This is a genomic window from Nocardioides sp. URHA0020, from assembly GCF_000620705.1.
In the GTDB taxonomy this organism is placed as follows: Bacteria; Actinomycetota; Actinomycetes; order Propionibacteriales; family Nocardioidaceae; genus Nocardioides.
Genome location: NZ_KK211169.1, coordinates 387,361 through 412,732, shown reverse-complemented (window position 1 = coordinate 412,732; position 25,372 = coordinate 387,361). Strand labels below are relative to the sequence as shown.

General features: G+C 72.7%; 27 protein-coding genes and 1 tRNA gene. 8 read left to right on the top strand and 20 right to left on the bottom strand.

The features are described from left to right. Positions 1-30: 30 nt before the first annotated feature. Genes N542_RS27615 through N542_RS0116820 form a run of 3 tightly spaced genes read right to left on the bottom strand, consistent with a single transcriptional unit; the run spans position 31 to position 3,113 of the window. A complete protein-coding gene (locus tag N542_RS27615) occupies positions 31-171 on the bottom strand; it encodes a hypothetical protein (protein WP_155993163.1) in 141 nt (46 codons plus the stop codon). Beyond that, positions 168-1,691, bottom strand: a complete 1,524-nt coding sequence (locus N542_RS25330; RefSeq protein ID WP_197025996.1) for a glycosyltransferase family 2 protein — start codon at positions 1,689-1,691, stop codon at positions 168-170. The genes N542_RS27615 and N542_RS25330 overlap by 4 nt, the downstream gene beginning before the upstream one ends. Before the next feature lie 24 nt (positions 1,692-1,715). Then, positions 1,716-3,113, bottom strand: a complete 1,398-nt coding sequence (locus tag N542_RS0116820) for a cystathionine beta-synthase (RefSeq protein WP_028644924.1) — start codon at positions 3,111-3,113, stop codon at positions 1,716-1,718. 78 nt (positions 3,114-3,191) lie between these two features. On the opposite strand from N542_RS0116820, the gene N542_RS0116815 reads away from it, so the two are divergent. Together N542_RS0116815 and N542_RS0116810 are read left to right on the top strand one after the other, a co-directional pair. Beyond that, positions 3,192-4,217: an SGNH/GDSL hydrolase family protein gene (locus tag N542_RS0116815; protein WP_028644923.1), complete on the top strand. Its 1,026-nt coding sequence runs from the start codon at positions 3,192-3,194 to the stop codon at positions 4,215-4,217. A gap of 19 nt (positions 4,218-4,236) precedes the next feature. Next, entirely contained in the window at positions 4,237-5,412 is a 1,176-nt protein-coding gene (locus N542_RS0116810; RefSeq protein ID WP_028644922.1) for a hypothetical protein, read from the top strand. Between the two features lie 13 nt (positions 5,413-5,425). Here the strand turns inward: N542_RS0116810 and N542_RS0116805 are convergent, their stop codons facing one another. After that, the gene (locus N542_RS0116805) at positions 5,426-6,037 is read right to left on the bottom strand and encodes a hypothetical protein (RefSeq protein ID WP_028644921.1); all 612 of its coding nucleotides are present in this window, start codon (positions 6,035-6,037) and stop codon (positions 5,426-5,428) included. A gap of 99 nt (positions 6,038-6,136) precedes the next feature. Between N542_RS0116805 and N542_RS0116800 the strand changes: the two genes are divergently transcribed. Further along, the gene (locus tag N542_RS0116800) at positions 6,137-6,973 is read left to right on the top strand and encodes an alpha/beta fold hydrolase (protein WP_028644920.1); all 837 of its coding nucleotides are present in this window, start codon (positions 6,137-6,139) and stop codon (positions 6,971-6,973) included. Further along, positions 6,966-7,583 (top strand): TetR/AcrR family transcriptional regulator, encoded by a 618-nt coding sequence (locus tag N542_RS25325; protein WP_051551937.1) that lies wholly within the window; start codon positions 6,966-6,968, stop codon positions 7,581-7,583. Before N542_RS0116800 ends, N542_RS25325 begins: the two co-directional genes overlap by 8 nt. Before the next feature lie 220 nt (positions 7,584-7,803). On the opposite strand, the gene N542_RS0116790 is transcribed toward N542_RS25325, so the two are convergent. Both N542_RS0116790 and N542_RS0116785 read right to left on the bottom strand, forming a co-directional pair. Next, on the bottom strand, positions 7,804-8,379 hold the full coding sequence (locus N542_RS0116790; RefSeq protein WP_197025995.1) for a fasciclin domain-containing protein: 576 nt from the start codon (positions 8,377-8,379) through the stop codon (positions 7,804-7,806). A 411-nt stretch (positions 8,380-8,790) separates the two neighbouring features. After that, a complete protein-coding gene (locus tag N542_RS0116785; protein ID WP_231482708.1) occupies positions 8,791-9,666 on the bottom strand; it encodes a Bax inhibitor-1/YccA family protein in 876 nt (291 codons plus the stop codon). A gap of 82 nt (positions 9,667-9,748) precedes the next feature. Here N542_RS0116785 and N542_RS0116780 point away from each other — a divergent pair, with 82 nt between their 5' ends. After that, complete coding sequence (locus tag N542_RS0116780) at positions 9,749-10,102, top strand: MmcQ/YjbR family DNA-binding protein (RefSeq protein WP_036508234.1); 354 nt, start codon at positions 9,749-9,751, stop codon at positions 10,100-10,102. Between the two features lie 7 nt (positions 10,103-10,109). Here N542_RS0116780 and N542_RS25320 read toward each other — a convergent pair whose 3' ends face one another. Then, positions 10,110-11,981, bottom strand: coding sequence for a glycosyl hydrolase family 18 protein (locus N542_RS25320; protein ID WP_081795253.1), 1,872 nt, complete (start codon positions 11,979-11,981; stop codon positions 10,110-10,112). A 141-nt stretch (positions 11,982-12,122) separates the two neighbouring features. Between N542_RS25320 and N542_RS0116770 the strand changes: the two genes are divergently transcribed. After that, positions 12,123-13,196, top strand: a complete 1,074-nt coding sequence (locus N542_RS0116770; protein WP_197025994.1) for a hypothetical protein — start codon at positions 12,123-12,125, stop codon at positions 13,194-13,196. 4 nt (positions 13,197-13,200) lie between these two features. On the opposite strand, the gene N542_RS0116765 is transcribed toward N542_RS0116770, so the two are convergent. The 10 genes from N542_RS0116765 to eno all read right to left on the bottom strand — a co-directional run bounded on the left by N542_RS0116765 (position 13,201) and on the right by eno (position 19,264). Further along, positions 13,201-13,533, bottom strand: coding sequence for a hypothetical protein (locus N542_RS0116765; protein ID WP_028644915.1), 333 nt, complete (start codon positions 13,531-13,533; stop codon positions 13,201-13,203). Between the two features lie 24 nt (positions 13,534-13,557). Further along, positions 13,558-13,631 (bottom strand) — tRNA-Leu (locus N542_RS0116760). A 13-nt stretch (positions 13,632-13,644) separates the two neighbouring features. Further along, positions 13,645-14,169, bottom strand: a complete 525-nt coding sequence (def, locus tag N542_RS0116755) for a peptide deformylase (RefSeq protein ID WP_051551934.1) — start codon at positions 14,167-14,169, stop codon at positions 13,645-13,647. Then, a complete protein-coding gene (locus tag N542_RS0116750) occupies positions 14,166-14,684 on the bottom strand; it encodes a glycine cleavage system protein R (protein ID WP_028644913.1) in 519 nt (172 codons plus the stop codon). The genes def and N542_RS0116750 overlap by 4 nt, the downstream gene beginning before the upstream one ends. Beyond that, positions 14,681-15,481 (bottom strand): uracil-DNA glycosylase, encoded by an 801-nt coding sequence (locus N542_RS0116745; protein ID WP_028644912.1) that lies wholly within the window; start codon positions 15,479-15,481, stop codon positions 14,681-14,683. Before N542_RS0116745 ends, N542_RS0116750 begins: the two co-directional genes overlap by 4 nt. A 12-nt stretch (positions 15,482-15,493) precedes the next feature. Then, positions 15,494-15,718: a hypothetical protein gene (locus N542_RS27935; RefSeq protein WP_051551932.1), complete on the bottom strand. Its 225-nt coding sequence runs from the start codon at positions 15,716-15,718 to the stop codon at positions 15,494-15,496. A gap of 104 nt (positions 15,719-15,822) precedes the next feature. Further along, positions 15,823-16,731, bottom strand: a complete 909-nt coding sequence (locus N542_RS0116735; protein ID WP_028644911.1) for a Ppx/GppA phosphatase family protein — start codon at positions 16,729-16,731, stop codon at positions 15,823-15,825. Then, complete coding sequence (locus tag N542_RS0116730; RefSeq protein WP_028644910.1) at positions 16,722-17,216, bottom strand: DUF501 domain-containing protein; 495 nt, start codon at positions 17,214-17,216, stop codon at positions 16,722-16,724. The genes N542_RS0116735 and N542_RS0116730 overlap by 10 nt, the downstream gene beginning before the upstream one ends. Before the next feature lie 170 nt (positions 17,217-17,386). Further along, positions 17,387-17,971 carry an FtsB family cell division protein gene (locus N542_RS0116725; RefSeq protein WP_028644909.1) on the bottom strand — a complete coding sequence of 195 codons (585 nt, stop codon included), beginning with the start codon at positions 17,969-17,971 and terminating at the stop codon, positions 17,387-17,389. Between the two features lie 15 nt (positions 17,972-17,986). Then, complete coding sequence (gene eno / locus N542_RS0116720; protein ID WP_028644908.1) at positions 17,987-19,264, bottom strand: phosphopyruvate hydratase; 1,278 nt, start codon at positions 19,262-19,264, stop codon at positions 17,987-17,989. 63 nt (positions 19,265-19,327) lie between these two features. Here eno and N542_RS0116715 point away from each other — a divergent pair, with 63 nt between their 5' ends. Together N542_RS0116715 and N542_RS0116710 are read left to right on the top strand one after the other, a co-directional pair. Next, a complete protein-coding gene (locus N542_RS0116715; RefSeq protein WP_028644907.1) occupies positions 19,328-21,910 on the top strand; it encodes an ATP-binding protein in 2,583 nt (860 codons plus the stop codon). Between the two features lie 79 nt (positions 21,911-21,989). Next, positions 21,990-22,262 carry a DUF4242 domain-containing protein gene (locus N542_RS0116710; RefSeq protein ID WP_028644906.1) on the top strand — a complete coding sequence of 91 codons (273 nt, stop codon included), beginning with the start codon at positions 21,990-21,992 and terminating at the stop codon, positions 22,260-22,262. A 57-nt stretch (positions 22,263-22,319) separates the two neighbouring features. Here the strand turns inward: N542_RS0116710 and N542_RS25310 are convergent, their stop codons facing one another. From N542_RS25310 to N542_RS25305, 3 genes are read right to left on the bottom strand one after another with little or no spacing between them, the layout of a single operon-like run. Further along, complete coding sequence (locus tag N542_RS25310) at positions 22,320-24,353, bottom strand: ATP-binding protein (protein ID WP_051551930.1); 2,034 nt, start codon at positions 24,351-24,353, stop codon at positions 22,320-22,322. Then, the gene (locus tag N542_RS0116700) at positions 24,350-24,730 is read right to left on the bottom strand and encodes a response regulator (RefSeq protein ID WP_028644905.1); all 381 of its coding nucleotides are present in this window, start codon (positions 24,728-24,730) and stop codon (positions 24,350-24,352) included. Before N542_RS0116700 ends, N542_RS25310 begins: the two co-directional genes overlap by 4 nt. A 17-nt stretch (positions 24,731-24,747) precedes the next feature. Further along, positions 24,748-25,371 carry a MazG family protein gene (locus N542_RS25305; RefSeq protein ID WP_081795250.1) on the bottom strand — a complete coding sequence of 208 codons (624 nt, stop codon included), beginning with the start codon at positions 25,369-25,371 and terminating at the stop codon, positions 24,748-24,750. Position 25,372: the final 1 nt, after the last annotated feature.

The window sequence follows — 25,372 nt, the reverse complement described above, 5'->3', positions numbered from 1 at the left end:
CAAGCAACTGCTTGGTCGGGTACGGCGTGATCACCGCCGGCGGCGCGGGACCAGCTTGCCGAGCGCGAGCACGGCGTAGCCCAGCGTGTTCACCGCGACGAAGGCGGCCAGCACCCCGAACCAGCCCGACTGCAGGGTGTCGGTCGGCAGCAGCATGCCCAGGACCGTCACGGGGTCTCCTCCCTCGCCACCGTGTTCCAGCCGGAGGTGCGCCCCGTGGCGATGCTCCACAGCGAGGCCACGTAGACCGCCTGCAGGAACACGTCGTAGACGAGCTCGACCACCAGCGGGAGGGCCAGCAGCCGACCACGCCAGCCGGCACCCCAGACGGTGACGATGCGCTCGACCAGGAACACGCTGCCGATGCCGACCCAGAAGCCCGACAGGGCCACCGCCGGCGCGGAGATCAGGGTCACCAGCATGAGCAGGAGGAACGCCTGGAAGGCCAGGGTCCCGTAGCCGATGCCGAGCTGCTGCCACCAGTAGATCGCGGTGGTGCGGGTCAGCCCGTAGGCCCCGACGTTCTCCAGCGCGCCTCGCTGCCACCGGCTGCGCTGGCGCCACAGCGCCCGCCAGTCCGGCATGATCTCGGTGATGCAGCGGCACTCCTGCGGCGACACCATCCGGCCCCCCAGGGTCTTCAGCGCCAGCGTCAGCTCGTTGTCCTCGGTCATCGCCCAGGTGTCGTAGACCTTCCCGGTGGGTCCGGGGAGGATCAGCCCGCGGGCGTCCGCAACGGCCCGCAGGGCGTACGCGCGGAAGAGCGTCGCGGTGCCGGTCAGCACGAAGACCCGGCCCTTGCGACGGCCGATCTGGCGTCGGTAGCGGGCGTACTCGTTGCGCTGCAGCTGACCGACCAGGCCGCCACCCGGCTCACCTTCGAAGATGCCACCGACGGCGATCAGGTCGGCGTCCTGCTCGAGTCGACCGGCCGCGATCTCCAGGAAGTCCGGGACGAGCGCGGTGTCGGCGTCCATCACCATGAAGACGTCGGGCACCTCGGCCCCGGGCAGCAGGCCGGCGAGCACCTGGTTGAGCGCTCCTGCCTTCTTCTCCGTGTTGTCGACGGTCTCGATGACCGTGGCGCCCATCGAGCGAGCGATGTCGGCGGTCTCGTCGGTGCAGTTGTCGGCGATGACGACCACGTGGTCGGGCGGACGCGTCTGCTCGCGCAGCGAGGTGAGGGCGAGACCGATCACCAGGCGCTCGTCGTGGGCCGGCACCAGGACCGTGATCCGCACGGCCGGACCGACGGACTCGAGCTCCTCGAGCGTCGGCAGCGCGACCGGCAGGGCCTCGGACAGCGCCTCCTGCCGGGCGTCCTGGTGCCCGTCGGGCCCGTCGATCCCGGCGTCGACGGCGGTACGCCGCAGCATCATCGCGCTGACGCGGCCGCGGTGGAGACCCGGCAGCCGCCGGTCGCGGCGCAGCACCTGGTAGAGCACGCGCACGTGCGCCGCCGACAGGGTCATCACGACGGCGGCCGCCGCGAAGACCGCCGCCAGCAGGACGGACCGTCCCGGGACGTCCCGTCCGTACAGGAAGGGCAGGCTCGCCAGGTCGACGACCGTGGGGGCGATGACCATCTCGATGACCAGGAGGACCCCGGCCAGCATCGCGGCCGCTGCGAAGGCGACGCTGAGGATCGTCAGCCGGGCCAACCGCGAACGTGGCTCGATCGCGGTGGACACCGGCTCAACGTAGCGGAACCAGGCTCAGCCGCGGGCCAGATACGCCAACAGGTCGTGCCGCGTGACGACGCCGACCGGCTTGCCGTCCTCGTGCACGAGGAGCGCGTCGGCACCCTCGAGCGCGCCGACGGCCTCGGAGGCCTCCTCGGTCGACCCGATGCTCGGCAGCGGCGGCGACATGTGCTCGCTGACGCTGTCGGTCAGCCGGGCGGCGCCGGTGAAGAGCAGGTCGAGCAGCGTGCGCTCGGAGACCGAGCCGACGACCTCGGCGGCCACCACGGGCGGCTCGGCGCGGACGACGGGCATCTGCGAGACGGCGTACTCCTGGAGGATCGCGACCGCCTCGGCGATGGTCTCGCCCGGGTGCGTGTGGACCAGGTCGGGCAGCCGGCCGTCCTTGCCGCGCAGCACCTCACCGACGCTCTGCACGTGGCGCTCGACGCCCTCGACGGGGAAGCCGTACTGGCCCAGCCACTCGTCGTTGAAGACCTTGGTGAGGTAGCCGCGGCCGGAGTCGGGCAGCAGCACGACGATCACCGCGTCGGCACCCTCGGGGGTGCCCTCGAGCTCGTGCGCGAGCTGGATCGCGGCGTACGCCGCCATGCCGGAGGAGCCACCGACGAGCAGCGCCTCCTCACGGGCCAGGCGGCGGGTGGTGGCGAACGAGTCGGCGTCCGAGACCTCGATGATCCGGTCCGCGACGTCGCGGTCGTAGGCGTCGGGCCAGAAGTCCTCGCCCACGCCCTCGACGAGGTAGGGCCGCCCGCTGCCGCCGGAGTAGACCGATCCGGCGGGGTCGGCGCCGACCACCGTGATGTCGGGGTTCTGCTCCTTGAGGTAGCGGCCGGTGCCGCTGATCGTGCCGCCGGTGCCGACGCCGGCGACGAAGTGCGTGATCCGGCCCTCGGTCTGCGCCCAGATCTCCGGCCCGGTCGTCTCGTAGTGCGAGCGCGGGTTGTGCGGGTTGGAGTACTGGTCGGGCTTCCAGGCGCCCGGCTGCGACGCGAGCCGGTCGGAGACGTTGTAGTAGGAGTCCGGGTGCTCGGGCTCGACCGCGGTCGGGCAGACGACCACCTCGGCGCCGTACGCCTTGAGCACGTTGCGCTTGTCCTCGCTGACCTTGTCCGGGCACACGAAGATGCACTTGTAGCCCTTGGCCTGGGCGACCATCGCCAGCCCGACACCGGTGTTGCCCGACGTGGGCTCCACGATCGTGCCTCCCGGCTGGAGCTCGCCGGACGCCTCGGCGGCCTCGATCATGCGCGTCGCGATGCGGTCCTTCACGGAGCCACCGGGGTTGAGGTACTCCACCTTGGCCAGGACGATCGGTCCCGTCGCGCCGTTGAGGGAGCCCATGGACTTGGACAGTCTGAGCAGCGGGGTGTTGCCGATCAGGTCCAGGAGCGAGTTCACGTACTGCATGGCCTCAATCTAGGCGTGCTTCTCGCAACCGCGGAAACCCCGCGCCCTGCCTCCCTTCCGAGTCCGTAGGGTGAGGGCGTGGGGAAAGCAGGAGCTGCGCGCAAGCTGGCGTCCGCCGCGGCGTACGGCGGCGGTGGGCTGTCCGCCCTCGGCGTCGCGCTCTACGGCGTGCTGACGTTCGAGGCCAAGTCCGCCCGGAGGGTGATCGGCGAGGCGAGCTCGGAGCGACCGCCGGACCCGAGCGGCTGGTACGGCCGGGGTCGCCCCGGGCCCGCGATCAAGATCGCGATCCTCGGTGACTCCAGTGCGGCGGGGTACGGCGTCGACCGGGTCGAGGAGACGCCGGGGGCCGTGCTCGCCAGTGGCGTCGCCGAGCTCGCCGACCGACGCGTGCACCTGCGCGGCTTCGCTGTGGTGGGGGCGATGTCCTCGGACCTCGGAGCACAGGTCGACCGGGCGCTGCCCACCGACCCCGACGTCGCCGTGATCCTGGTCGGCGCCAACGACGTCACCCACATCGTGCTCCCGGCGGCGTCGGTGCGGCACCTGTCCGAGGCCGTACGTCGCCTGCACGACGCCGGCGTCGCGGTCCTGGTCGGCACCTGCCCCGACCTCGGCACGATCAAGCCGATCATGCCCCCGCTCAAGCAGATCGCGCGCGCGTGGTCGCGGCGGATCGCGGCGGCGCAGACCATCGCCGTGCTCGAGGAGGGCGGCCGCACCGTGTCCCTCGGCTCGATCCTCGGGCCGGAGTTCGCGGCTGCTCCGGCGGTGCTCTTCGGTCCCGACCAGTTCCACCCGTCGGCGAGCGGCTACCGGTCGCTGGTCCAGGTGCTGCTCCCCTCGACCCTGGCGGCGCTCGGGCTGACCCCGGACGACGAGGCCGAGCCCGAGGCCTACCGCGGCGAGGGCGTGCTGCCCATCGCCGCCGCGGCGGTCCAGGCGGTCGACGTCCCCGGCACGGAGCTCGGGGGCACCGAGGTGGGCGGCTCGCGCCTCGGCGTACGCGGTCGCTGGGTGGAGCTGCGGCACCGCCGCCGGCACCCCGACACCGAGGGCGCGGCGCCCGACGAGCAGGAGGAGACAGCGACCGAGGCGTCGTAGAGCGCCTACAGTCCGTGTCATGCGACGACGAATCCCGGCTGCGGCGACGTCCGCGCTCATCCTGACCTCGGCGGTGCTGGTCGGCGTGGTCCCCGCAGCAGAGGCAGCGGCGAAGCCGGCACGTCGCACGGTGCTGGTCGAGGCCAGGTCGGATGCGGAGTCCCGCCCGTCGGTCAGCGCGGACGGCCGCTTCGTCGTCTACCAGACGGGCACGTGGTTGCCGACGCACTCGTCCGCCACGCAGCCCCAGGCCGTGCTGTGGAACACCAGGACGCGCACGAGGACGATCGTCTGGGCCGGCAGGCCCGCGGGCGCTGCCGCCGTCGCGCCCGTGATCAGCTCGGACGGGCGGTACGTCACCTACACGCGGGCGACCGACTTCGTGCCCGACACCACCACCTCCGACGGCAGCTGGTCGACGACGCTGGTGACGTGGGACCGGGTCACCCGCAAGACCCGCGTCGTCGCGGCGAAGTCGACGACGGCGAACTACCGAGCCGCCGATGTCGGCCGCGGTGGAGCGTTCGTGGCCTACAGCTCGTTCAAGGCCCTGGGTGGTGCTCACAGCGGCGAGATCGAGCACGCGTTCGTGTGGCGCAGGTCCACCGGCACGGCCCGTCTCGTGACCGGTGCCAACGGCTTCGCTGAGTACACGTGGCCGATCGACATGAGCGATGACGGACGCCACGTGCTGCTGGGAGTGATCCCGGCCATCACCGGCGAGATGGCGCTGACCGTGCTGTCGGACCAGCGCACCCGGACGACCAGCACGGTGCGCGGGGAGCCCTGGTACTCGAGGCTCAGTGCGAACGGGCGTTTCCTCGGCTACGCGTACACCGCCAAGCGACCGCATCAGATCGACCCGGAGATGCCGGCGGTGTGGGACCGGGCCAAGCACACGAGCGACAAGCTGCGCTTCCCGAGCCGCTACCGCTCCCTGATGACGGGCGGTGCCAAGGTGTCCGCGATCAGCCCGACCGGACGCTACGTCACCGTCCTCGCCTACCGGAACAACGCCAACCTGGGCACCCTGCTCCTCGTGGACCGGCGCACGGACAAGGTGACGGTGGAGTCTCGGACCAGGGCGGGCGCGGCCATCAGGGACGTCGCCGGGAGCACCATCGACAGGTTCGCGTCGACGATCGCGTTCGTCGACGACGGTGGAGCCCTGCGGGCTCGGCTCAAGGTGCGGTGACGACCGGCCCGCTTCACCAGCCGTCGGGGAAGCGGGCCGAGCCCGCGACGATCGCGATGACGACCGCGGCGGCGACCGCCGTCGCGAGCAGCAGCTCCTGCCCCAGGTGCCGCCAGCGCGGGACCAGCAGCAGGACCAGACCGACCAGCGCCACCAGACCCGGCAGCGTGAGGATCGGCGCCAGCGGCTGCGCCACACCCGCGGCCACACCCAGCACGAGCCCGGAGGCCACCGCACGCCGTACGGCGACCGGACGATCTCCGCGGGCGAGGCCCACCGTCGTCACCGCTCCCCCGGCGGACACCTGGCCGGGCGCAAGGGTCTGCAGGAGCAGTGCCGAGGTCACCGAGTCCGCGACCACCACGACGTCCTTGAACCGGTCGTGCACGGCGTAGCGCCGGACCAGGTCGTCGAGGCGATGACCGCGGTCGGCGTCCGGCGAGCCCGTCGGAGCCAGCAGCACCTCGACCTGTGGCCCGACGTCGAGGGCGCGGGCCACCCGCTCGGCATCGCCCGTCGGGGCGGTGATGACGACCGGGTCGCGACCGAGCTCGTCACGGACCCGCGCCAGCTCACCCTCACTCGCCGTCGTGCTGACCACGAGGATGCGCTGCAGACCGGGCACGGTGGCGACGATAGCCGGGCGACTCGGGCCGGGACTCGACAAACCGGCGAATGCGACTAGGCTGGAGGCTAATCCTCTTAGCCACACTCTGGAGCCACCGTGATCTCGCACCTCTCCATCGACGGCAACACCCTCGCCTACGACCTCACCGGTGACGGGCCCCTGGTCGTGCTCAGCCACGGCATCGGCGACAGCAGGCACTCCTACCGCTTCCTCGCCCCGGCCCTGGTCAGGGAGGGCTTCCGCGTGGCGAACGTCGACATCCGCGGCTGCGGTGACTCCAGCGTGGAGTGGGACGACTACAGCAGGACCAGCATCGGTGCCGACCTGGTGACGCTCGTCCGTCACCTGGGCGGCCCGGCCGTGATCATCGGCCAGTCCATCAGCGGCGGCGCCGCGACCGTCGCCGCAGCCGACGCCCCGGACGTGGTCGCCGGCATCGTCGAGCTGGCGCCGTTCACGCGCACCCAGTCGCTGGACCTCAAGGGCCTCGTCACCGCCTCACGCTTCCGCAGGGGCTACGTGCAGATGGCGCTCGTGATAGTCCGCGGGCGCTCGCAGAACTGGACCCGGTACCTCGATCTGGCGGTGCCGGTGAAGCCGGACGACTGGGACGACGAGCTGGCCCGGATCGAGGACAAGCTGGCCGAGCCCGGGCGGATGAAGGCCCTGCAGGCGATGTGCAGGTCCAGCCCCAGCGATGCCGGCGCCAAGCTGGCCGAGGTGACCTGCCCGGTCCTGGTCGTCGAGGGCAGCCTCGACCCCGACTGGGCCGACCCTCGGGCCGAGGGCGAGCGGATCCTCGCCGATCTGCCGGCGGGGCTCGGGGAGCTGGCGGTCATCGAGGGTGCCGGTCACTACCCGCACGTCCAGACTCCGGACCAGCTGCTGGCGCTGACGATCCCCTTCCTGACCAGGACGCTCGGCGGTGCCTAGGGCCGGCCTGACCCAGGCGGTGGTGACCGAGGCGGGAGCGGACCTGGTCGACGAGGTCGGGCTCGACCACCTGAGCATGACGCTCCTCGCGGACCGGCTGGGGGTGCGGACCCCGTCGCTCTACAAGCACGTGACCAGCCACGGCGACCTTGCCCACCGCATCGGCGTGCTGGCCATGGTCGAGCTCGGAGACGCACTGGGCCGAGCCATCGAGGGGCGGGCCGGCGGTGACGCGCTCACCGCCGGCGCTCTCGCGATGCGCAGGTACGTGCTCGAGCACCCCGGGCGGTACGCCGCGGGCAACCTGGCTCGTCCGACCGGCCCGGACGACCCGCTGGTGCCCGCCACCGACCGGGTCCTGGCCTCATGGGCGGCGATGCTGCGCAGCTATCACCTCGAGCCGACCCAGGAGATCCATGCCATGCGGATGCTGCGCAGCCTCCTGCACGGGTTCGCGAGCCTCGAGTCGGCCGACGGCTTCCGGATCGACGCCGCCGTCGACTCCAGCTTCGCCTGGACGATCAGCTTCCTCGACCACGCGCTGCGGGTGATCGCGTCGGTCGACGACGACTCCACCGACACCGTGACGCGACCGCGACGGCAGCCGTGAGCGACGTCATCTCGCACGACGGGACGTGATCACGGCGTCCGTGCCGGGAGTCGCCCACGGCGAGCCGTGGAGGCTCGCACCGTGGACGATCGGGGTCTGACCCGACCTGGTGCTCATCGCGACCGACCGGTGACGACCGCGTGAGGGACGCGCTCGCAAGGGGGGTGCTGCGCCACGCGGCTGGGGGGGCGGCGCGGCGCAGCACCGGATCGATGATCCCTCAGAGGTCCGCGGGCCGCAGGACGCGGCTGATGCCGTGGGCGATCTGCGTGTTGCCCTTGTTGATGTTGACCTTGGACGGGATGACCGTGGCGTTCCAGGCGTCCTTGTCCTTGTCGAGCAGCTTGATCGCACCGCTGCGCTTCACGTTCACGCGGAGGTTCAGCCCGGCCGCCGTCTTGAGCTTCGCACCGTCGGCCTTGCTCGCCTGCGCCGCGTTGATCCGCGCGCCCGGCACCACGTGGTAGAGCAGGATGGCCTCGAGGGTGTCGACGTCGACGAGACCGGCCACCTTCTTGAAGGTGGCGCTCTCGGACGCCGGCTTCTTGCCGGTGACGCTGGTGACGAGACGCCGGAAGGCCGCGTCCGTCGGCAGGAACGCCGTCAACCGGACGTTGCCCTTGGCCAGCACACCGACGGGGCTGTCGGGCTTGGCCTTGAGGACGGTCGTCACCGCCTCGTCGACGATGTCGAAGTCGCCCCAGTTGTGGTCGAAGTGGTGACCGTCGGCGGCCAGGACCGCGGCGAGGCTGCGGTCACCCAGACTTGCCGAGGCCGGGGCGGCGGTGTTTGCCATCAGTCCAGTCGCGACAATCGCGGTGGCGGTGAGTCCTGCGGCGATCCGGTGCTTCATGTCTTCTCTCCCTGTGTGCGTGGCGGTGGCGCCTGATCGCGTCGCGACCCGTGCGCCGGTCTTACGCACTACTTCGCACCCGGCCACCGACCCGGTTGCATCGGATTCCGCCAGCGGCGCCGACGTCCTGCCGTGGGTCGCGTTGGCCGCGACGAAGCGGGCCGAGGACCTGATGCCACGGCCGGTGATCATCGTGCACGGCCTGATCGCTGTGGCCCTGGTGGCTCTGGCGCTTGGCCTACGCGCTCGGGTTCCATGGCGGCGACGACGCCTCCTACGAGCTCTTCTGACGCCGCACGGACATGCGAAGGGCCCCGGGGCGATGCCCCGGGGCCCTTCGTCGTACGGCGTCGGTCAGTCGCGCATGATCGCGAGGATCCGCAGCAGGTTGGTGTAGATCCACACCAGGCTGACCGTCATCGCGAAGGCGGCGCGCCAGCCCTCGCGGTCCGGCAGGCCGTTGGCGACACCCTGCTCGACGAAGTCGAAGTCGAGCACCAGCATGAACACACCGAGGGCGAGGCCGACCACGGCGAAGAGCAGGCCGAGCTTGCCGTCCTCGAAGAGGCCGATCTGCGCACCGAAGAGGCTCAGCACGACCTCGATCAGGCTGATCGCGACCACACCGAGCATGGCCGCGACGACCATGCGACGGAACTTGTCGGTGACCTTGATGTTGAAGAACTTGTAGACGGCCAGCGTGCCGGCGAAGGCGCCGAACGTGCCGATTACGGCACTCATCACGATGCCGGGGTAGGCGAGCTCGAAGACCTTGCTGATCGCGCCGAGGGCGACGCCCTCCGCGGCACAGAAGAGCAGCACGAGGCCGGGGCTGATGACCCGCTTGAACGAGTTGACCATCGACAGCACGAACGCCAGCAGCGAGCCGATCGTCGCGGCGGCGATGAGGCCGCTGATGTCGGCCGGCAGCGTGTTCTCGCTGACGTCCGGGCTGAGGATCCAGGTCGCGGCCGCGGTCAGGATGACGACGCCGAGCGCGATCGCGGTCTTCTGCACGACCGAGTCGATCGTCATCGGACCACCGGTGGCGACCGGGGTCTGGAGTCCGGGCTGACCGGGCGTGCCGGTGCCCCAGGTGGACGGGTCGGAGTAGCCGGCCTGGCGCTGGGCGCCGGCGGTGTTGAACTCCTCGGAACGGCGGAACACCGGGTTGTTGCTCTGCATTGGTCTCTCCTCGAGGCCGGGGGTGTCGTCGCTGTGACGGGTCACCGGACGAGCCCATCCTAGGCGGGCTCACTGGATCCAACGCCGACCGCGTCCCCAACGTTCCCGGATCGGGCAGACTCCCCCTGTGCCTGGCTCGCAGATCTCCGACTTCCACGAGGTGGTGGACCAGCTGCCGGAGGTCGAGCGCTCGGACCATGACCGCTACTGGCGCTTCGACGTACGCCGCCGCGTGTTCGCGTACCTGTGGGAGCCCACGTGCACCGTCGGGCTGAAGCAGACCATCGCCGAGCAGCTCGCGCTGGTGGCGGAGCGACCGGACGTGTTCGAGGTGCAGTTCACCGCCTGGGGCTTCGGCTGGGTGGTCGTCCGACTCGACGGGGTCGATCGCGACGAGCTCGCCGAACTGGTCTTCGAGGCCTGGCGGCTCACGGCACCCGCGGATCTGGTCGAGGCACGCGCCGACGTGCTGCCCGACTGACCCCGGACTACCCGCGGAAGCCCGCCTTCACCGCGTCGAGCAACGGGTTGGTGCCCGTGCGCGGGAGCCAGCCGTAGTTGAGGGTCCACACGATGGTGCCGCCCACGCCGGTGTCGCGCACCCAAGCGGCCTTGGCCGCGATCGACTGCTCGTCCTCGTAGGACAGCAGGCCGGCAGGAGCGCGCGGCGGCAGCCCGCCCTCGGGCTCGGGGACGAACCCGCCCTCGTCGTACACGCGGTAGGTCGACTGCGCGGCGACGTCCCACCTCCGCTCGCCGTGGGCGAGGTAGCCCATCCGGTCGAGCTCGGAGTAGGCGAGGGCCACGTCGTCGGTCTCGTAGACCTCGTTGTCCTCGGTGGGTTGCCGCGGACCGGTGATGCCGGGGCCGTAGTAGATGCCGTAGAGGCCGATGCCGATGCCGATGCCGATCCGGTGGCGCGGCACCCCGGAGCGCACGTACGCCGCCACGCTGGAGGAGAGGTCGACCGGGGTCTGGCCCGACGCTCCGGACAGGGCGCCGGAGAACCAGGACAGCCAGCCGGCGCCGTTCCAGGTCGTGCCGATGCCGTACGACATCAGGTTGTACTGGTCGACGCGCACGGCGACGTCGGCCTGCCACGGCTCCACCCTGCCGTCCTGGATCTCGTTGATCTTGACCGCGTAGCCGGGGAACGTGATCAGGGCCGGAGCGCTGGCGTAGCGCGGACGGCGCGCGAGCTCGACCCGGAGGTCGCCGATCAGGGCGACGAGCCTCCGGCGCGCCTCCTGCGCGGTGACGGGCGCCTGCCCGACGCGCTCGCCGCACCCGGGGTGGCCGTCGAGGCAGTTCTCCCAGTCGATGTCGACGCCGTCGTACCGGTGCCGCACGAGGTAGTCGGCGATCGTGTCGACGAACCTCGCGCGGGTCGCGTCGCTGCTCGAGCGCATGAACCCGGCCCCGTCGAGGCCGTCGCCGCCGAGCATCAGCAGCGCCTTGGTGCCGGCTGCGTGCGCCTTCGCGACCAGGTAGTCCTCGACGCTGCGACCGCTCCCGTCGGGCGCGCCTCCGGGCTCCTGGGCCGAGACCGCACCGGGCTGGAGCCCACCGGGCCGGCCGCCGAGCGAGCCGCCCCCGGGGGCGACCCGACCGAAGACGACGTGCGTCATCGCCGTCATGTCGACCTCCTCGGGCGGGTAGAGCCACTGCCAGAACCAGGCGGCGTAGTAGCCCGTCACCCACGGCGTGCGCCCCGCCGCCGGCGAGCTGACCGCGACCGTCGACGGCTTCGTGCTGACGGCACGCGCACCGTGCCAGGTCACGCCGACGGCACGGTACGTCGCGGTCGCGGCCGGCCTCGTCGCGAACGAGACCCGCCCGCGCGCGTCCTGGGTCGCCCGGGCCACGGTGACCCACCCGGACGGCCGGAGCGCCTGCAGCAGCGCCGGTCGACCGGGACGGACCGGGGTGAAGCGGCCGCTCGAGGTCACCGTCGCGCCGGACTCGGCGGTGACCGGCACGATCACCCGGGCGGACTGGGGCAGCACGCGGATCGTCGTCCGGGGCGAGACCCAGGCCGGCAGCCGGTCTCCCCCGGCCCCGACGCGAGGCGCGAGCACCCGGTAGGTGACGGCCCGGGCGCGCAGCGTGAAGCGGTAGCGGCCTGCGCCGGAGGTCCAGGAACGGTCGGCCGCTCGCCAGTGGCCGCGGACGAGGCGCTGGAGCACGACCGGACGGCGTACGCGCTGTGGCGTCGCACCGGCGATCACCACCTGCTCCCCCGCGACGACGCGGGTCGTCGGGACGGCCGCGTCGGCACGTTCGGCGACCAGGGCCAGGATCGGCAGGACGAGCGCGAGCACGAGGAGCGCCGCGGCGACACGGACGGTGGAGCGGGGCATCGGCGGGCCTTTCGGGCGGAAGGTCGAGGCCGCAGCCTGGCCGCGCCGGCTTGGGCGGCGCTGGGAGTCCGCTGGGAGCACGGGGTCTCAGGTTGGGCGCGGCGACTGCGGCGGCCGTGCGCAGGGGCCACAATCAGCCCCGTGGAACATGTCGTGTTCGTCGTCGTCGTCGCCGGCCGGTTCCTGCTGCCCCTGCTGATCCCCCGGTTCCCGCTGCCCGCGATCATCGCCTGCCTCGTGCTCGACGCCGCGGACCAGTCGATCTTCCAGGCCTTCGGCTACGACCCGCCGGGCTACCAGAGCTACGACAAGGCGATGGACATCTTCTACCTGTCCGTCGCCTACCTCTCCGCGATGCGCAACTGGGACAACCTGCACGCGTTCGCCATCGCCCGCTTCCTCTTCTACTACCGGCTCGTCGGGGCCTTCACCTTCGAGGTCACCCATGAGCGCTGGGTGCTGCTGGTCTTCCCGAACACGTTCGAGTACTTCTTCATCGCCTACGAGCTGTGGCGCACCCGCTGGAGCACCCGGCCCGTGACGCAGCGGGCGTGGCTCCTCACGGCCGCGTTCATCTGGATCTTCGTCAAGCTGCCGCAGGAGTACTGGCTGCACATCGCCGAGCTCGACGTGACGGACACCCTGGATGACTACTCGTGGGCGTGGCCGCTGCTGATCGGGCTGCTCGTGCTGCTGGCGGCGATCCTCTGGTTCGGCGTACGCCCGCGCCTGCCGCAGCCGGACCACGCGTTCCGGGTCGTCTCCGACCCGATCCCCGACGCCGTCGACACCAGCGAGAAGCTCTCCGTGCTGCACCTTGCCGGCGGCTGGGTGATCTCCTGGATGACGGTCGAGAAGATCGTGCTGGTCGGCCTCGTGTCGGCGATCTACGGGCTCTTCCTGCCGACGGTGGAGATGTCCACGGTGGAGCTCTTCGTGTCGATCGGCAGCCTGGTCGCCGTCAACGCCGCGATCACGCTGCTCTTCTCGAGGCGTGAGTGGACGATCGAGTCCGCCGCGGTGGCGGTGGTCGTGCGCGTGGTCGTGAACGTCGGGATCGTCGGGATCTTCGACTTCGCCCTCAACCGCACCTCGGCCGGCTGGACGACGTTCTTCTTCCTCTGCCTGATCAGCCTGATGACCACGCTGCACGACCGCTACCAGCCGGTCTACGCCTGGCGACGCAGCCGCGAGCTGGACCTGCGCGACGCCTGACCGGTCAGGTCGTCCGCGACGCGATCAGGCTCGCCACGACGAGCACCGCGACGAGCCCGGTGCCGAGCCCGGTGCCGACAGCGACCCCGAGACCGAGCAGGATGCCGAGCCCCCGCTCGCGCGAGCGTGACCGAGCCGTCAGCGCGAGTCCGACCACCGCCACCACGACGGTGAGCACGACGGCCAGCCAGACCGACGCCTCGCTGTCGACTGCGCCGAGGACGAGGAGGAGCACGACGGCACCGGCCAGGTAGCAGGCGCAGGTGATGACCGCAGCCTCGGAGAGCTGCCGGCGCCCTCGGACCCGGCCCGGCTCCGACGTCCGCGTGGTCGCCATGTCGGCAGGCTAGCGGGGCGTCGGTGCCCCCGCTGGGGTTCGAACCCAGACTGAGCCGCTTTTAAGGCGGCTTCCTCTACCGGTTGGGATACAGGGGCCGGTCGCCGGAGCCTACAAGTAGGTCTGGCGCTGGTGGAGCGCGTGCGCGCCGGCCACCCGGTCGAGGAAGAGCAGGCCGGAGCAGTGGTCGATCTCGTGCTGGAGGGCGCGCGCCTCGAAGGCGTCGGCGGTGATCGTGACGTGCTCGCCGGTGCCGGGCACTTGGCCGGTGACCACGAGCCGGGTCGCGCGCTTCACGTCGCCGGTGAGGTCGGGGACGCTCATGCAGCCCTCGCGGGCACGCTCGTTGCGGCTGGCCTCGACGACCTCGGCGTTGCAGAGCACGAACGTGCCGTGGTGCTCGCGCGTCTTCGGGTGGGCCGAGACGTCGACGCAGAAGACCCGGGCGGCGACGCCCACCTGCGGCGCGGCCAGGCCGACGCAGCCGGGACTGACCCGCATGGTGGCGACGAGGTCCGCCGCCAGCTGCACGATCTCGGGTGCGGTGGGGTCGACGTCGGACGACGGCGTGGACAGCACGGCGGCGGGCGCGCGGACCACGTCGAGCACGCGGCCCCCGACGTACGGGTCGCTCACAGCTCGTCGGCCTCCGCGCGACGCAGCGTCGCGCCGACGCCGAGGGTCGTCGCGACGGCGGCGATGCTGCCCTCGAGCGCGACCACGTCGACCTCGGCCGGCAGGTCGATCTCGGCGACCAGGACGTAGAGGTCTCCGGCGAGCCGGGTGGTCAGGTCGGTGATGTTGCCGCCCACCTGCGCGACCTGGCCCACCACCGAGGAGACGATGCCCGGACGGTCGCCACCATGCACGGTGAGCAGGTACGGCGTACCGCCGGTCGGCGCCGCGTCCTCCTCGGGGACCTCGCGCACCGTGACGGTCAGCGTGCCGTCGGCGGTCAGGCCGGTGAGAGCGGACTCGATGTCGGCGGCCGCCGCGTCACCCGCGCAGACCAGCGTCATCGCGAAGTGTCCGCGCAGCCGGGTCATCGAGGAGTCCTCGAGGTTGAGGCCGAGCTCGGCGAGGCGCGCGGTCGTCTCGGCGATGATGCCGGGCCGGTCGTGGCCGAGGACGGTGATGGCGTGCGAGGTCACCCGGACAGTCTCGCAGCGTCCGCGGCGCGGCGGAGCACGGAGTCCAGCATCGGCTCGGTGAGACGGCCGGTGAAGGTGTTCTGCTGGCTCGGGTGGTAGCAGCCGAGCAGCAGGACCTCGCGCTCACCGCCGACCAGTCGCGCCTCGGCGCCGTGCCCGAACCGCGGCTTGGGCCGGACGACGTCCCACCCGATCGCGGCGTACGACCGCAGGGCCGCGTCCCAGCCGTAGCCGCCCAGCGCGACGACCACCCGCACGTGCTCGACGAGCAGCCCCAGCTCCGCCTCGATCCACGGGGCGCAGGTGTCGCGCTCGACCACGGTCGGCTTGTTCTGGGGCGGCGCGCACCGGACCGTCGCGACCATCCGGGTGCCGATCAGCTCCTGGCCGTCGTCGGCGTGCGTGCTGGTCGCGATCCGGGCCAGACCGACCCGGTGCAGGCTCGCGAAGAGCCAGTCGCCGCTGCGGTCGCCGGTGAAGACGCGGCCGGTCCGGTTGGCTCCGTGCGCGGCGGGTGCGAGGCCGACGACGAGGATGCGCGGCGTCGGCGACCCCCACCCCGGGGCGGGGCGGCCCCAGTAGGTCTCCTGCCGGTACGCCGCCCGCTTGGTGTCCGCCACGTCCTCGCGCCAGCGGACCAGCCGGGGACAGGCCCGGCAGACGGACACCCGGGCGTCCAGCTCCTCGAGCGGCAGCCCGTGCGCGAGGCGGCGTACCTGCGCCGCTGTGCGCGCCACCGGGGTCTCGGGCGTCGCGGGGTCGCCGGGCCAGCCGGTGCCGGGAGGGACGGAGCTCACGCCACCAGTCTGCTAGGAGCGGTGGGTCGCGGCGACGACCTTCTCCTTCGCCGCGTCCGCGACGGCGGCGGCCTGGTGGCCGACGGCCTCCTGCGCGCGACCGGCGGCCGTCTGCACGGTCGGGTTGTGCGCCACCTTGCTGGCCCCGGACCTGATCTGCTCGTAGCGCTCCCGCCCGGCCCTCGAGCCGAGGACGTAGCCGATGCCGACACCGATCAACAGGCTGCTCTTGCTCATGCTGCTCAGGTGCCCGTCTGCGGGGTGGTCAAACCCGGTCCGCCGGGGTAGTCCCTGACGCTTCCGGCCGTGAACACCGCTCACGACCCCGCAAACGTCAGGGACTACCCCGGCGTGGCGATCGACCACGCGATCCCGTCGAGGATGTCGCAGTCGGAGACGACCAGGGAGGCGGCGCCGGTGCGACGCAGCACCCGGTCGAGGATGAGCGCTCCGGCGCCGATCACGTCGGCGCGGCCGGGGTGCATGGCGGGCACGGCGAGCCGCTGCTCGACCGTCATCGCGAGGAGCCGGTCGACGGCCGCGAAGACCGCGTCCGCCGGCAGGACGACCTGGTCGACGGCCTGACGGTCGTACGCCGTCAGCTCGAGCACCACGGTCGCGAGCTGGGTGACGGTGCCGGCGACCCCGACCACGGTGGCCGCGTCCGCCGGCGAGACCAGGCAGGCGTCGAGGGCGGCCTCGATGTCGGCGACGCAGGCCGCGATCTCGGCGGCGGTCGGCGGGTCGGAGTGCAGGTGCCGCTCGTGCAGCCGCACCGAACCGATGTCCATCGAGTCCGACGCGGACGGCGAGGTCGCGCCCAGGATCAGCTCGGTGGACCCGCCACCGATGTCGATCACCAGCACCGGAAGCGCAGGTGGGGTCCGCAGGTTGCGGACCGCGCCGTCAAAGGACAGCGCCGCCTCGACGTCGCCGCTCACCACCTCGGGCTCGACGCCGAGCCGCTCACGCACGCCCGCCACGAAGACGTCGGCGTTGGACGCGTCACGGCTGGCCGAGGTCGCGACGAAGCGCACCCGTCCCGGCGGGACGTCGTACGAGCGGATGAGCTCGGCGTACTCGTCGATCGCGGCGAAGGCCCGCACCAGCGCCTCGTCCGCGATCCGCCCGGTGCGGTCGAGGTCCTGCCCCAGCCGGACCATCCGCATCTCCCGCACGTCGACCGCCGGCAGCTCGCCGATGAGCAGCTTGATCGTGTTGGTGCCGCAGTCGATCGCCGCTACACGCATGGTCCGGACCTCCACCACTCGCCGAGCTCGTCGAGCACCTCGTCGCCGAAGGGGTTCACGCCGCGGCCCTGCGCCAGCGACTGGCCGGCCAGCACGTGCAGGCACTTGACCCGGTCGGGCATGCCGCCGGCGGAGATGCCCTCGATCTCGGGCACGCTCTGACCGACCTCGGTCGCCAGCTCGGTCCGCGCGGCGAGGTAGCGCTCGTGTGCGGCCCGGTAGGCCGCGGCGAGCTCCGGGTCGTCCGCCAGGCGCTCCTGCATCTCCTTCATCAGCCCCGAGCCCTCGAGCGTCCCGATCCGCGACGCGGCCCGCGGGCAGGTCAGGTAGTAGGTCGTGGGGAACGGCGTGCCGTTGGGCAGCCGCGGCTCCGTGGTGACGACGTCGGGGTTGCCGCACGGGCAGCGGTGGCCGACCTCGTGGATGGCGCGTGGCTCACGGCCGAGCTGGGCGTGGATGGCGGCGGTGTCGGCGGGGTCGATCACCGGGTGATCATCTCAGGTGGTTTCGAGGCTCGCTCCGCTCGCACCTCAACCACCGCACGGCCGCTCCGCTCGCACCTCAACCACCGCACGGCCGCTCCGCTCGCACCTCAACCACCGGACGGCCGCTCCGCTCGCACCTCAACCACCGGCGAGCCGGCTCGGCCGTGCGGCTACTCGGTGCCGTCGATCTTCTCGTCGATCTTGGAGGCGGGCGGCGCCTCCCGCTTGGGCGGGTGGCCGGCGAGCTCGACCGAGCGCCAGGCCGTGGACCACCAGGCGGTCGGGGCCTGGGGGGCGACGGTCGAGGGGTCGCTCAGCTCGGCCTCGCTGTCGAGCGGCTTGCCGTCCTCGTCGAGCACGACGTACGCCGTCTCGCCGGGCATCACGTAGTTGAGCTCACGCGCCTGCTGACGCACGTAGGCCGGGTCCTCCCAGCGCCGCTTCTCGCGCTCGAGGTCGCCGATCCGCGCCTGGCGCAGAGCGATCTGGCTCTTGAGGTCGTCGATGTGGGAGCGCTGGTCGAGGTAGGCGCGCATCGAGGACGCGTACGAGATCGTCAGCAGGGCGAGCACCAGCACCAGCACCGTCGCACGACCGGTCAGCCGTGGCCTGCGGCGCACCGCGGGGATGCCCGCACCGTGGGTGTCGGCGGTCGCCGGACGCACCCCGCCCCGGCCGGCCGAGCCGACCCGACCGGGTCCGGTGCGGCCGCCGGGGCGCTGGGCGCGCGACGGCGTACGACGAGACTCGGGCATGTCCCCTAGGGTCGCTCAGCCGAGGTAGCGCGGGAACGCCGACGCGCCGGAGTAGCGCGCAGCATCTCCGAGCTCGTCCTCGATCCGCAGCAGCTGGTTGTACTTCGCGACGCGGTCGGAGCGGGCGGGCGCACCGGTCTTGATCTGCCCGCAGTTCACCGCGACGGCGAGGTCGGCGATCGTGGTGTCCTCGGTCTCGCCCGAGCGGTGGCTCATCATGCAGCGGTAGCCGTTGCGGTGGGCGAGCTCGACGGAGTCGAGGGTCTCGGTCAGCGAGCCGATCTGGTTGACCTTCACCAGCAGCGCGTTGGCCTGACCGCCGTCGATGCCGCGCTGGAGCCGCTCGACATTGGTGACGAAGAGGTCGTCGCCGACGATCTGGGTCCTGGTGCCGATCTGGTCGGTGATCGCCTTCCAGCCCTCCCAGTCCTCCTCGTCGAGGGGGTCCTCGATGGACACGATCGGGTACGACGCGACGAGGTCGGCGTAGTAGGCGGACATCTCCTCGGCGGTCTTGGAGCCGCCCTCGAAGGCGTAGGCGCCGTCCTTGAAGAACTCCGACGCCGCGACGTCCATCGCCAGCGCGATGTCCTTGCCCAGGGTGAGGCCGGTGGCCGACACGGCCTCGGCGATCAGGTCGAGGGCGGCCCGGTTGCTGTCGAGGTTGGGCGCGAACCCGCCCTCGTCGCCCAGACCCGTGGAGAGGCCCTTCTGCTTCAGCACCGACTTGAGGGCGTGGTAGACCTCCGCGCCCGAGCGCAGCGCCTCGCGGAAGGTCGGCGCGCCGATCGGCGCGATCATGAACTCCTGGACGTCCACGTTGGAGTCCGCGTGCGAGCCGCCGTTGAGGATGTTCATCATCGGGACCGGCAGCAGGTGGGCGTTGGGCCCGCCGACGTAGCGGTAGAGCGGCAGCCCGGCCGAGTCGGCGGCGGCGCGCGCGACCGCGAGCGAGACGCCCAGGATGGCGTTGGCGCCGAGCTTGGCCTTGTTGGGGGTGCCGTCGAGCTCGAGCATCGTCTGGTCGACGAGGCGCTGGTCGTCGGCGGCGAGTCCCTCGATCGCCGGGGCGATCGTCTGGATGACGGCGTTGACCGCCTGGCCGACGCCCTTGCCGCCGTACCGCTCCCCGCCGTCGCGCAGCTCGACCGCCTCGAAGGCGCCGGTCGAGGCGCCGCTGGGCACCATCGCCCGCGCGAACGATCCGTCGTCGAGAAGCACCTCGACCTCGACGGTGGGGTTGCCGCGCGAGTCGAGGATCTCGCGGGCGCCGACTGCTTCGATGGATGCCACGTCATGCTCCTGGGCTGGTGCTGGTGGGGTCGCTCCCACCCTAGTGGGCCGTACGATCCCGATGTGCAGCCGCTGCCACGCGAGGTGGGCGTCAGCCTCGCCGCCGCGGTCGGCGAGGCGCTCTCGGGCGCGGGCCGCGCCGTGGTCGTCTCGGGCGAGGCCGGGGCCGGGAAGACGACGCTCGTCCGCACGCTCGCCACGACGTACGCCGAGACGGCCCGCGTGCTGTGGGGCGCCTGCGAGCCGCTGGCCGCGTCGCGTCCGCTCGAGCCGTTGCACGACCTCGCCCGTTCAGCCGGCGGCGAGCTGGCCGCCGTGCTGGCGAGCGACCTGCCGCGCCAGAGCCGGTTCGCCGCCCTCGTGGAGCTGCTCGAGGACGGCCCCGCCGTGGTCGTCGTCGAGGACCTCCACTGGGCCGACGAGGCCACCCTCGACCTGGTCGTCTACCTCGGCCGCCGGCTCCCCCGGGCCACCGCTCTCGTGGTCACCTGCCGGGAGGAGGGCGACGCACCGACCCGGGTCCTCCAGGTGCTCGGCCACCTGGCGGAGCTGCCGGGCAGCTGCCGGCTGCACGTCGGCCCGCTCTCCCAGGACGAGGTGCGCCGGCTCGCGCACGACACCCACCTCGATCCCGAGCGGGTGCACCGGCTCGCGGCCGGCAACGCGTTCTTCGTGACCGAGCTGCTCGCCGCCGACGGTGGTGTGCCCGGCTCCGTCCGGGCGGCCGTGCTGGGCCGCACCGCCCGGCTGTCGGAGTCCGCCCGGGCACTGCTCGACCTGGCCGCGGTGGTGCCGGACCGGGTCGAGGTCGACCTGCTGTACGACGTGGGCGGCTCCCCCGACGACCTCGACGCGTGCGAGCGGACCGGCCTGCTCGAGAGCAACGGGCGGACCGCGGCCTTCCGGCACGAGCTCGCCCGCGAGGCCGTGGCCGGGGCGATCGCGGGCTCCCGTCGACGCGAGCTGCACCGGGCCGTGCTCGACCACCTGCTCGCGCGGGTGCGTCACCAGGACGCCCGCATCTGCTACCACGCCGACCTCGCGGGCGACGACGTCGTCACGGTCGACCACGGCGTGCTCGCCGCCGCCCAGGCCGCACGCCTGGGCTCGGCCCACGAGGCACGGGTGCACCTGGGCCGTGCTCGCGACCACCTCGACGGCGTACCCGCCACGCGCGCGGCCGAGGTCCTCGGCCTGCACGCCGAGGCGTGCCACCGCCTCGGGTGGACCGAGGAGGCGCTGAGCTCGTCGGAGGAGTCGTTGCGGCTGTGGCGCGAGGTCGACGACACCGAGAGCGAGGCCGCCCAGCTCAGCCGGCACTCCGCCTACCTCTGGCACCTCGGTCACGCGGTCGACGCCCGCGTCGCCGCGCAGCAGGCGGTGGCGGCCGCACGCGACCACCCGGGCTCCGGCGGGCTGGTCGCGGCGCTGGCCTCCAGCGCGAGGCTGCACATGCTCGCGCGCGAGATCCCGCAGGCCCTGGAGCAGGGCCGCCTCGCGGTGGAGCTCGCCCGCGCCCGCGGTGACACCCTGGCGCTGGCCGGGGCGCTCGGCACGGTCGGCACCAGCTGCTGGTTCGTCGACCCGGACAGCGCCGAGCCGACGCTCACCGAGGCCGCCGAGCTCGCCCGCCGGGCCGGCGACGACCTGCTGGTCGCCACCCACCTCGTCAACCTGGGCTCCGGCGCCGGGGAGGTCCGCAGGTACGCCGTCGCGCGGCGGGCGCTCGCGGCGTGCCAGGACTGGTGTGCCGAGCGGGACCTGGACCGCCTCACCCACTACGCCACGGCCTGGCTCGCCCGGGTCCACCTCGAGGTCGGTGACTGGCCGGCGGCCGCTGGGGCCGCGGCGCAGGTGCCGCCGGACGCCGACCTGATCAGCCGGATCACGGCGGCCACGGTCCTGGGTCGGGTGGCCGCCCGTCGCGGCGACCGCGACGCGCAGGCCAGGACCACGGCGGCGTGGGAGCTCGCCGTGCCGACGGGCGACCTGCAGCGGTTGTGGCCGGCCGCTGCCGGGCGGGCCGAGGCCGCGCGCGATCCCGCGGAGGTCCCGGCCCTCGTGGCGGACACCTTCGCGACGGCCGTCGCGCTCGGCCACCCGTGGGCGGTTGGCGAGCTCGGCTGGTGGCTCGTGCGGTCGGGGACGCTCGCGCCCGACGACGCCCGCCTCGACGGAGCTGCGGCACCGTACGGCGCGATGGTCCGGGGCCGCTGGGCCGACGCGGCCGACCTCTGGGACGGGCTCGGGTGCTCGTACGACGCCGCGCTGGCCCGCAGCGAGTGCGCGACGGTCGAGCAGCTGGCCGAGGCCGTCAGCGAGCTCCACCGCATCGGAGCGACCGCCGACGCCGACCGGGTCGCGGCCCGGCTGCGTGAGCTCGACCCCGGCGCGGTCCCCCGCCGCCCGCGGCGGGCCACCGCGGGGAACCCCGGCGGTCTGACCGACCGCGAGCTCGACGTGCTCGACCTGCTGACCGCGGGCCTGAGCAACGTCGAGATCGGTGACCGGCTCTTCATCTCCCCCCGGACGACCGCCCACCACGTCTCGGCGATCCTGGCGAAGCTCGGCGTGGAGTCGCGGCGCGACGCCGCCCGGGTCGCGACCTCCTGGGCGCCGTCGGGTCGGCAAGATGGGCAGCGATGACCGAGGTGCCGGTCCTCCTTCCGCAGCAGGCTGAGGGACACCGAGCCGGGACCGCCGGCTCCGTCCCCCGGAGGGCCTCATGCCTCGCTACCTCGTCCAGCGCACGTTCACCGACGGCCTGCACATCCCCACCGACCAGGGCGGCGCGACCACCTGCGCCGCGGTCGTCGGCGGCAACGCCGGGCACGGCGTGACCTGGGTGCAGTCCTACGTCACGACCGACAAGTCGCTGACCTACTGCCTCTACGACGGCCCGGACCCGGAGGCGATCCGGGCCGCGGCCGAGACCAACGGCCTGCCGGTCGACCGGATCACCGAGGTGAGCGTGCTGGACCCGTACTTCTACCACTGACCTCGATCGCGGCGTCCACCACGGGATCCACCACCGGACCACCAAGGGCGACGTCGCTCAGGCGGCCGGGAAGCTCACGCTCATCGTCGTGCCGTGACTGTCGGCGTTGTCGCGCGCGGACGCCGTGCCGCCGTGGCGCTCCACGATCCGCTTGACGATCGACAGCCCGAGCCCGCTGCCGCGGTAGCCCTCCGCGTGCGCGCGGTGGAAGGTGTCGAAGACCCGGGCGTGCTGTCCCGACGGGATGCCGATGCCGTTGTCGACGACCTCGATCAGCACCATCGGCCCGTCGTCGCCGGCGACCGTCCGGCCGCTGACGGCGATCTCCGGGCACACGCCCGGCGCGACGTACTTGACCGCGTTGCCCACCAGGTTGTCGATCACCTGTCGCAGCAGCACGGGCTCGGCCAGCACGTCGGGGAGGGCCGGGTCGACGGTGATCACCGGGATGGGCGCGTCGCTGACCCGGCCCGCCTCCACCCGGGCGCGGGCGATGTCGCGTGCCAGCGCGAGCAGGTCCACCCGCACCGGCGTGATCCGGAGGTCCCGGGCGGTGGTGTAGGCGAGCAGGTCGCTGATCAGGTGCTGCATCCGCTGCGCCGCACGGTGGACCCGGTCGAGCTGGTCGGCCTGCACCGCCGGGGGTACGACGATGCCGGCCCGCGCCGACTCGAGCAGCGCCTCCGACCAGCCCTCGACGACGGTGAGCGGGTTGAGCAGGTCGTGCGCGACCACGCCCGCGAAGGAAGCGAGCTCGTCACGCTCGCGACGGTCGGCGCTGACGTCGTGGAAGACAGCCACCACGAGCGGCGGGTCGCTGCCGGGGATCGGGCGCGCCGTCACCTCGACGATCCGCCCGTCGGGGGCCTCCGGGTTGCGGACGAAGAGGTCGACGTGCTCGATCGCCTCCCCGGCGAAGGCACGCGCGATCGGGGACACCTCGGCGGTGACCGAGGTGCCGTCCGCGTAGCGCAGGTCGTAGCCACCGACGTCGAGCGTGCCCTCGGCGTCGACCTGGATCTCACCCATCAGCACGGCGGCCGCCGGGTTGCGCAGCACGATGTGGCCGGCCGCGTCGACGACGCTCACGCCGTCCGCCATCGCGTCGAGGATGGTCCGCATCGTCGCCGCCTGCTCCACGGCCGCGCGCTCGGACCTCCCCAGCCTCTGGACGAGCGCCAGGCTCTCGCGTCGACCGACCGACAGCGCCAGGGTCAGCACGACCGCGACCGCCACGTAGGCCTGGACGGCGAGCACCTGCGACGTGGGTGAGGAGATCTGCGCGAAGGGGCCCCGCTCCAGGACGGTGCAGCACACCACGCCGGCCACGAGCAGCAGCGCGTGCACGTCGGCGACCCACGGTGAGAAGCGAGTGCCCGCCCAGACCGACGTCGCCAGCAGCAGGAAGGGGATCGGCAGGCCGTCGTTGACCCAGAAGATCAGCCAGCCGGCGACCCCCGTGGTCACGACGAGCGCGACGGCCTCCAGCGTGCTGCCGCGGTAGGGGCCGAAGGGCGCCGGGGACCGGCCGGGGGTGTGCGCGCGTGCGGCGTTCCGGGCGAGCAGGGAGAGCGGGAAGATCGCGATGACGCCGACGGAGTTGCGCACCACCCACGACGCCAGGGCCGACCAGTCGGTGTCGGTCACGGCCACGACGAGCAGGCCCGGCCCCACCAGCGCCGAGACGACCGCGGACCCCAGGGCGGCGGCGAGCAGCAGCCCGAGGTCGCGCAGCCGCTGCACCCCGGCCGGCGGCTCCGCCCCGAACCCCCACCAGCCCGGGCACCAGCGGCTGATCAGGACGCCGAAGACCAGGACCTGGACGACCATGGCGACCGCGAGGGTGAGCCCCACGCTGGTGGAGCTGCCGGTGGCGACGTAGACCGCCCAGGTCAGCAGGAAGACGGCGAGCGCGTCCACGACGATCCACCGCTGCCACCCGGTCACCGCGAGCCAGGCCGCCGCGACGCCCGCAGCGGGCCAGACCAGGGCGAGGCTGCTGCCGTCGACGAGTGCCTGCCGCCCGAGGTAGGCCGCCAGCGTGAAGTACGCCGCGAACGCGCCCAGGTCGAGCAGCCGGACCCGGATCACTCCGGGCTCCCCCCGCCCACGAGCGCCCGGCGCGCCGCAGCGCGTAGGTCGTCGGGGTTGAAGGGCTTCTTCACGTGCTCGGCACCGGTGCCCGCGATCCGTTCGATGATCGCGCCGGTCCACTGCACGGTCACGAACACCGACGGCACGTCGGGCCAGAAGCCGTGCAGCTCGGCGAGCAGGTCCACGCCGTTGGTGTCGGGCAGCGCGTAGTCCATGAGCACCAGGTCGGGCCGGTAGTCGGGCTCGCCGGCCCGCAGCGCGCGCAGCTGCCGGCCGTCCGTGACGCCACGCAGCTCGTGCCCGTCGTGCAGCATGCAGTGCGCGATCCAGTCGCGTACCTCGACGTCGTCCTCCACGATCAGCACCCGAGCCATGGGAGGACCCTAGACGGTCAGAGCAGCCGGCGTACGGCGTCGCGCAGCGCCTGCTCCGGATCGGTGCCCGTCCGGCGGCCCTCGGCGACGAGCGCGAGGAGCCGGTCACCCAGGTCCTCGGCGGGATCGGCCTGCTCGGCGGGCGCGAGCGGCGGGGTCGCCCCGGCCCGGGCGAGCCGGTCCAGCACCTTGTCGGCGTACAGCAGGGCCGGGAGTGTCGGCGGGATCCCGTCGGTGACGGCGGTGCGCTGCTTCTCGGTCGCCTTGATCGACTCCCACGCCTCGTTGATCTCGTCGGGCGTGCCGCCGGCCGCGTCGGCGAAGACGTGCGGGTTGCGGCGGCGCATCTTGGCGGTGACGTCGCCCGCGACGTCGTCGATGGTGAACTCGCCGGTCTCCTCGGCGATCACCGCGTGGAAGTAGACCTGCAGCAGCAGGTCGCCGAGCTCCTCGCGCAGCAGCACGGCGTCGCCGGTGTCGATCGCCTCGAGGGTCTCGTGGGTCTCCTCGAGCAGGTAGCGCGCGAGCGAGCGGTGGGTCTGGCCCGCCTTCCACGCGCACTGCGCGCGCAGCTGCCGCATCACCTCCAGGAACTCCAGCAGCGGTGGTGTCGAGACGGGACCCGGTCCCTCCTCAACCACC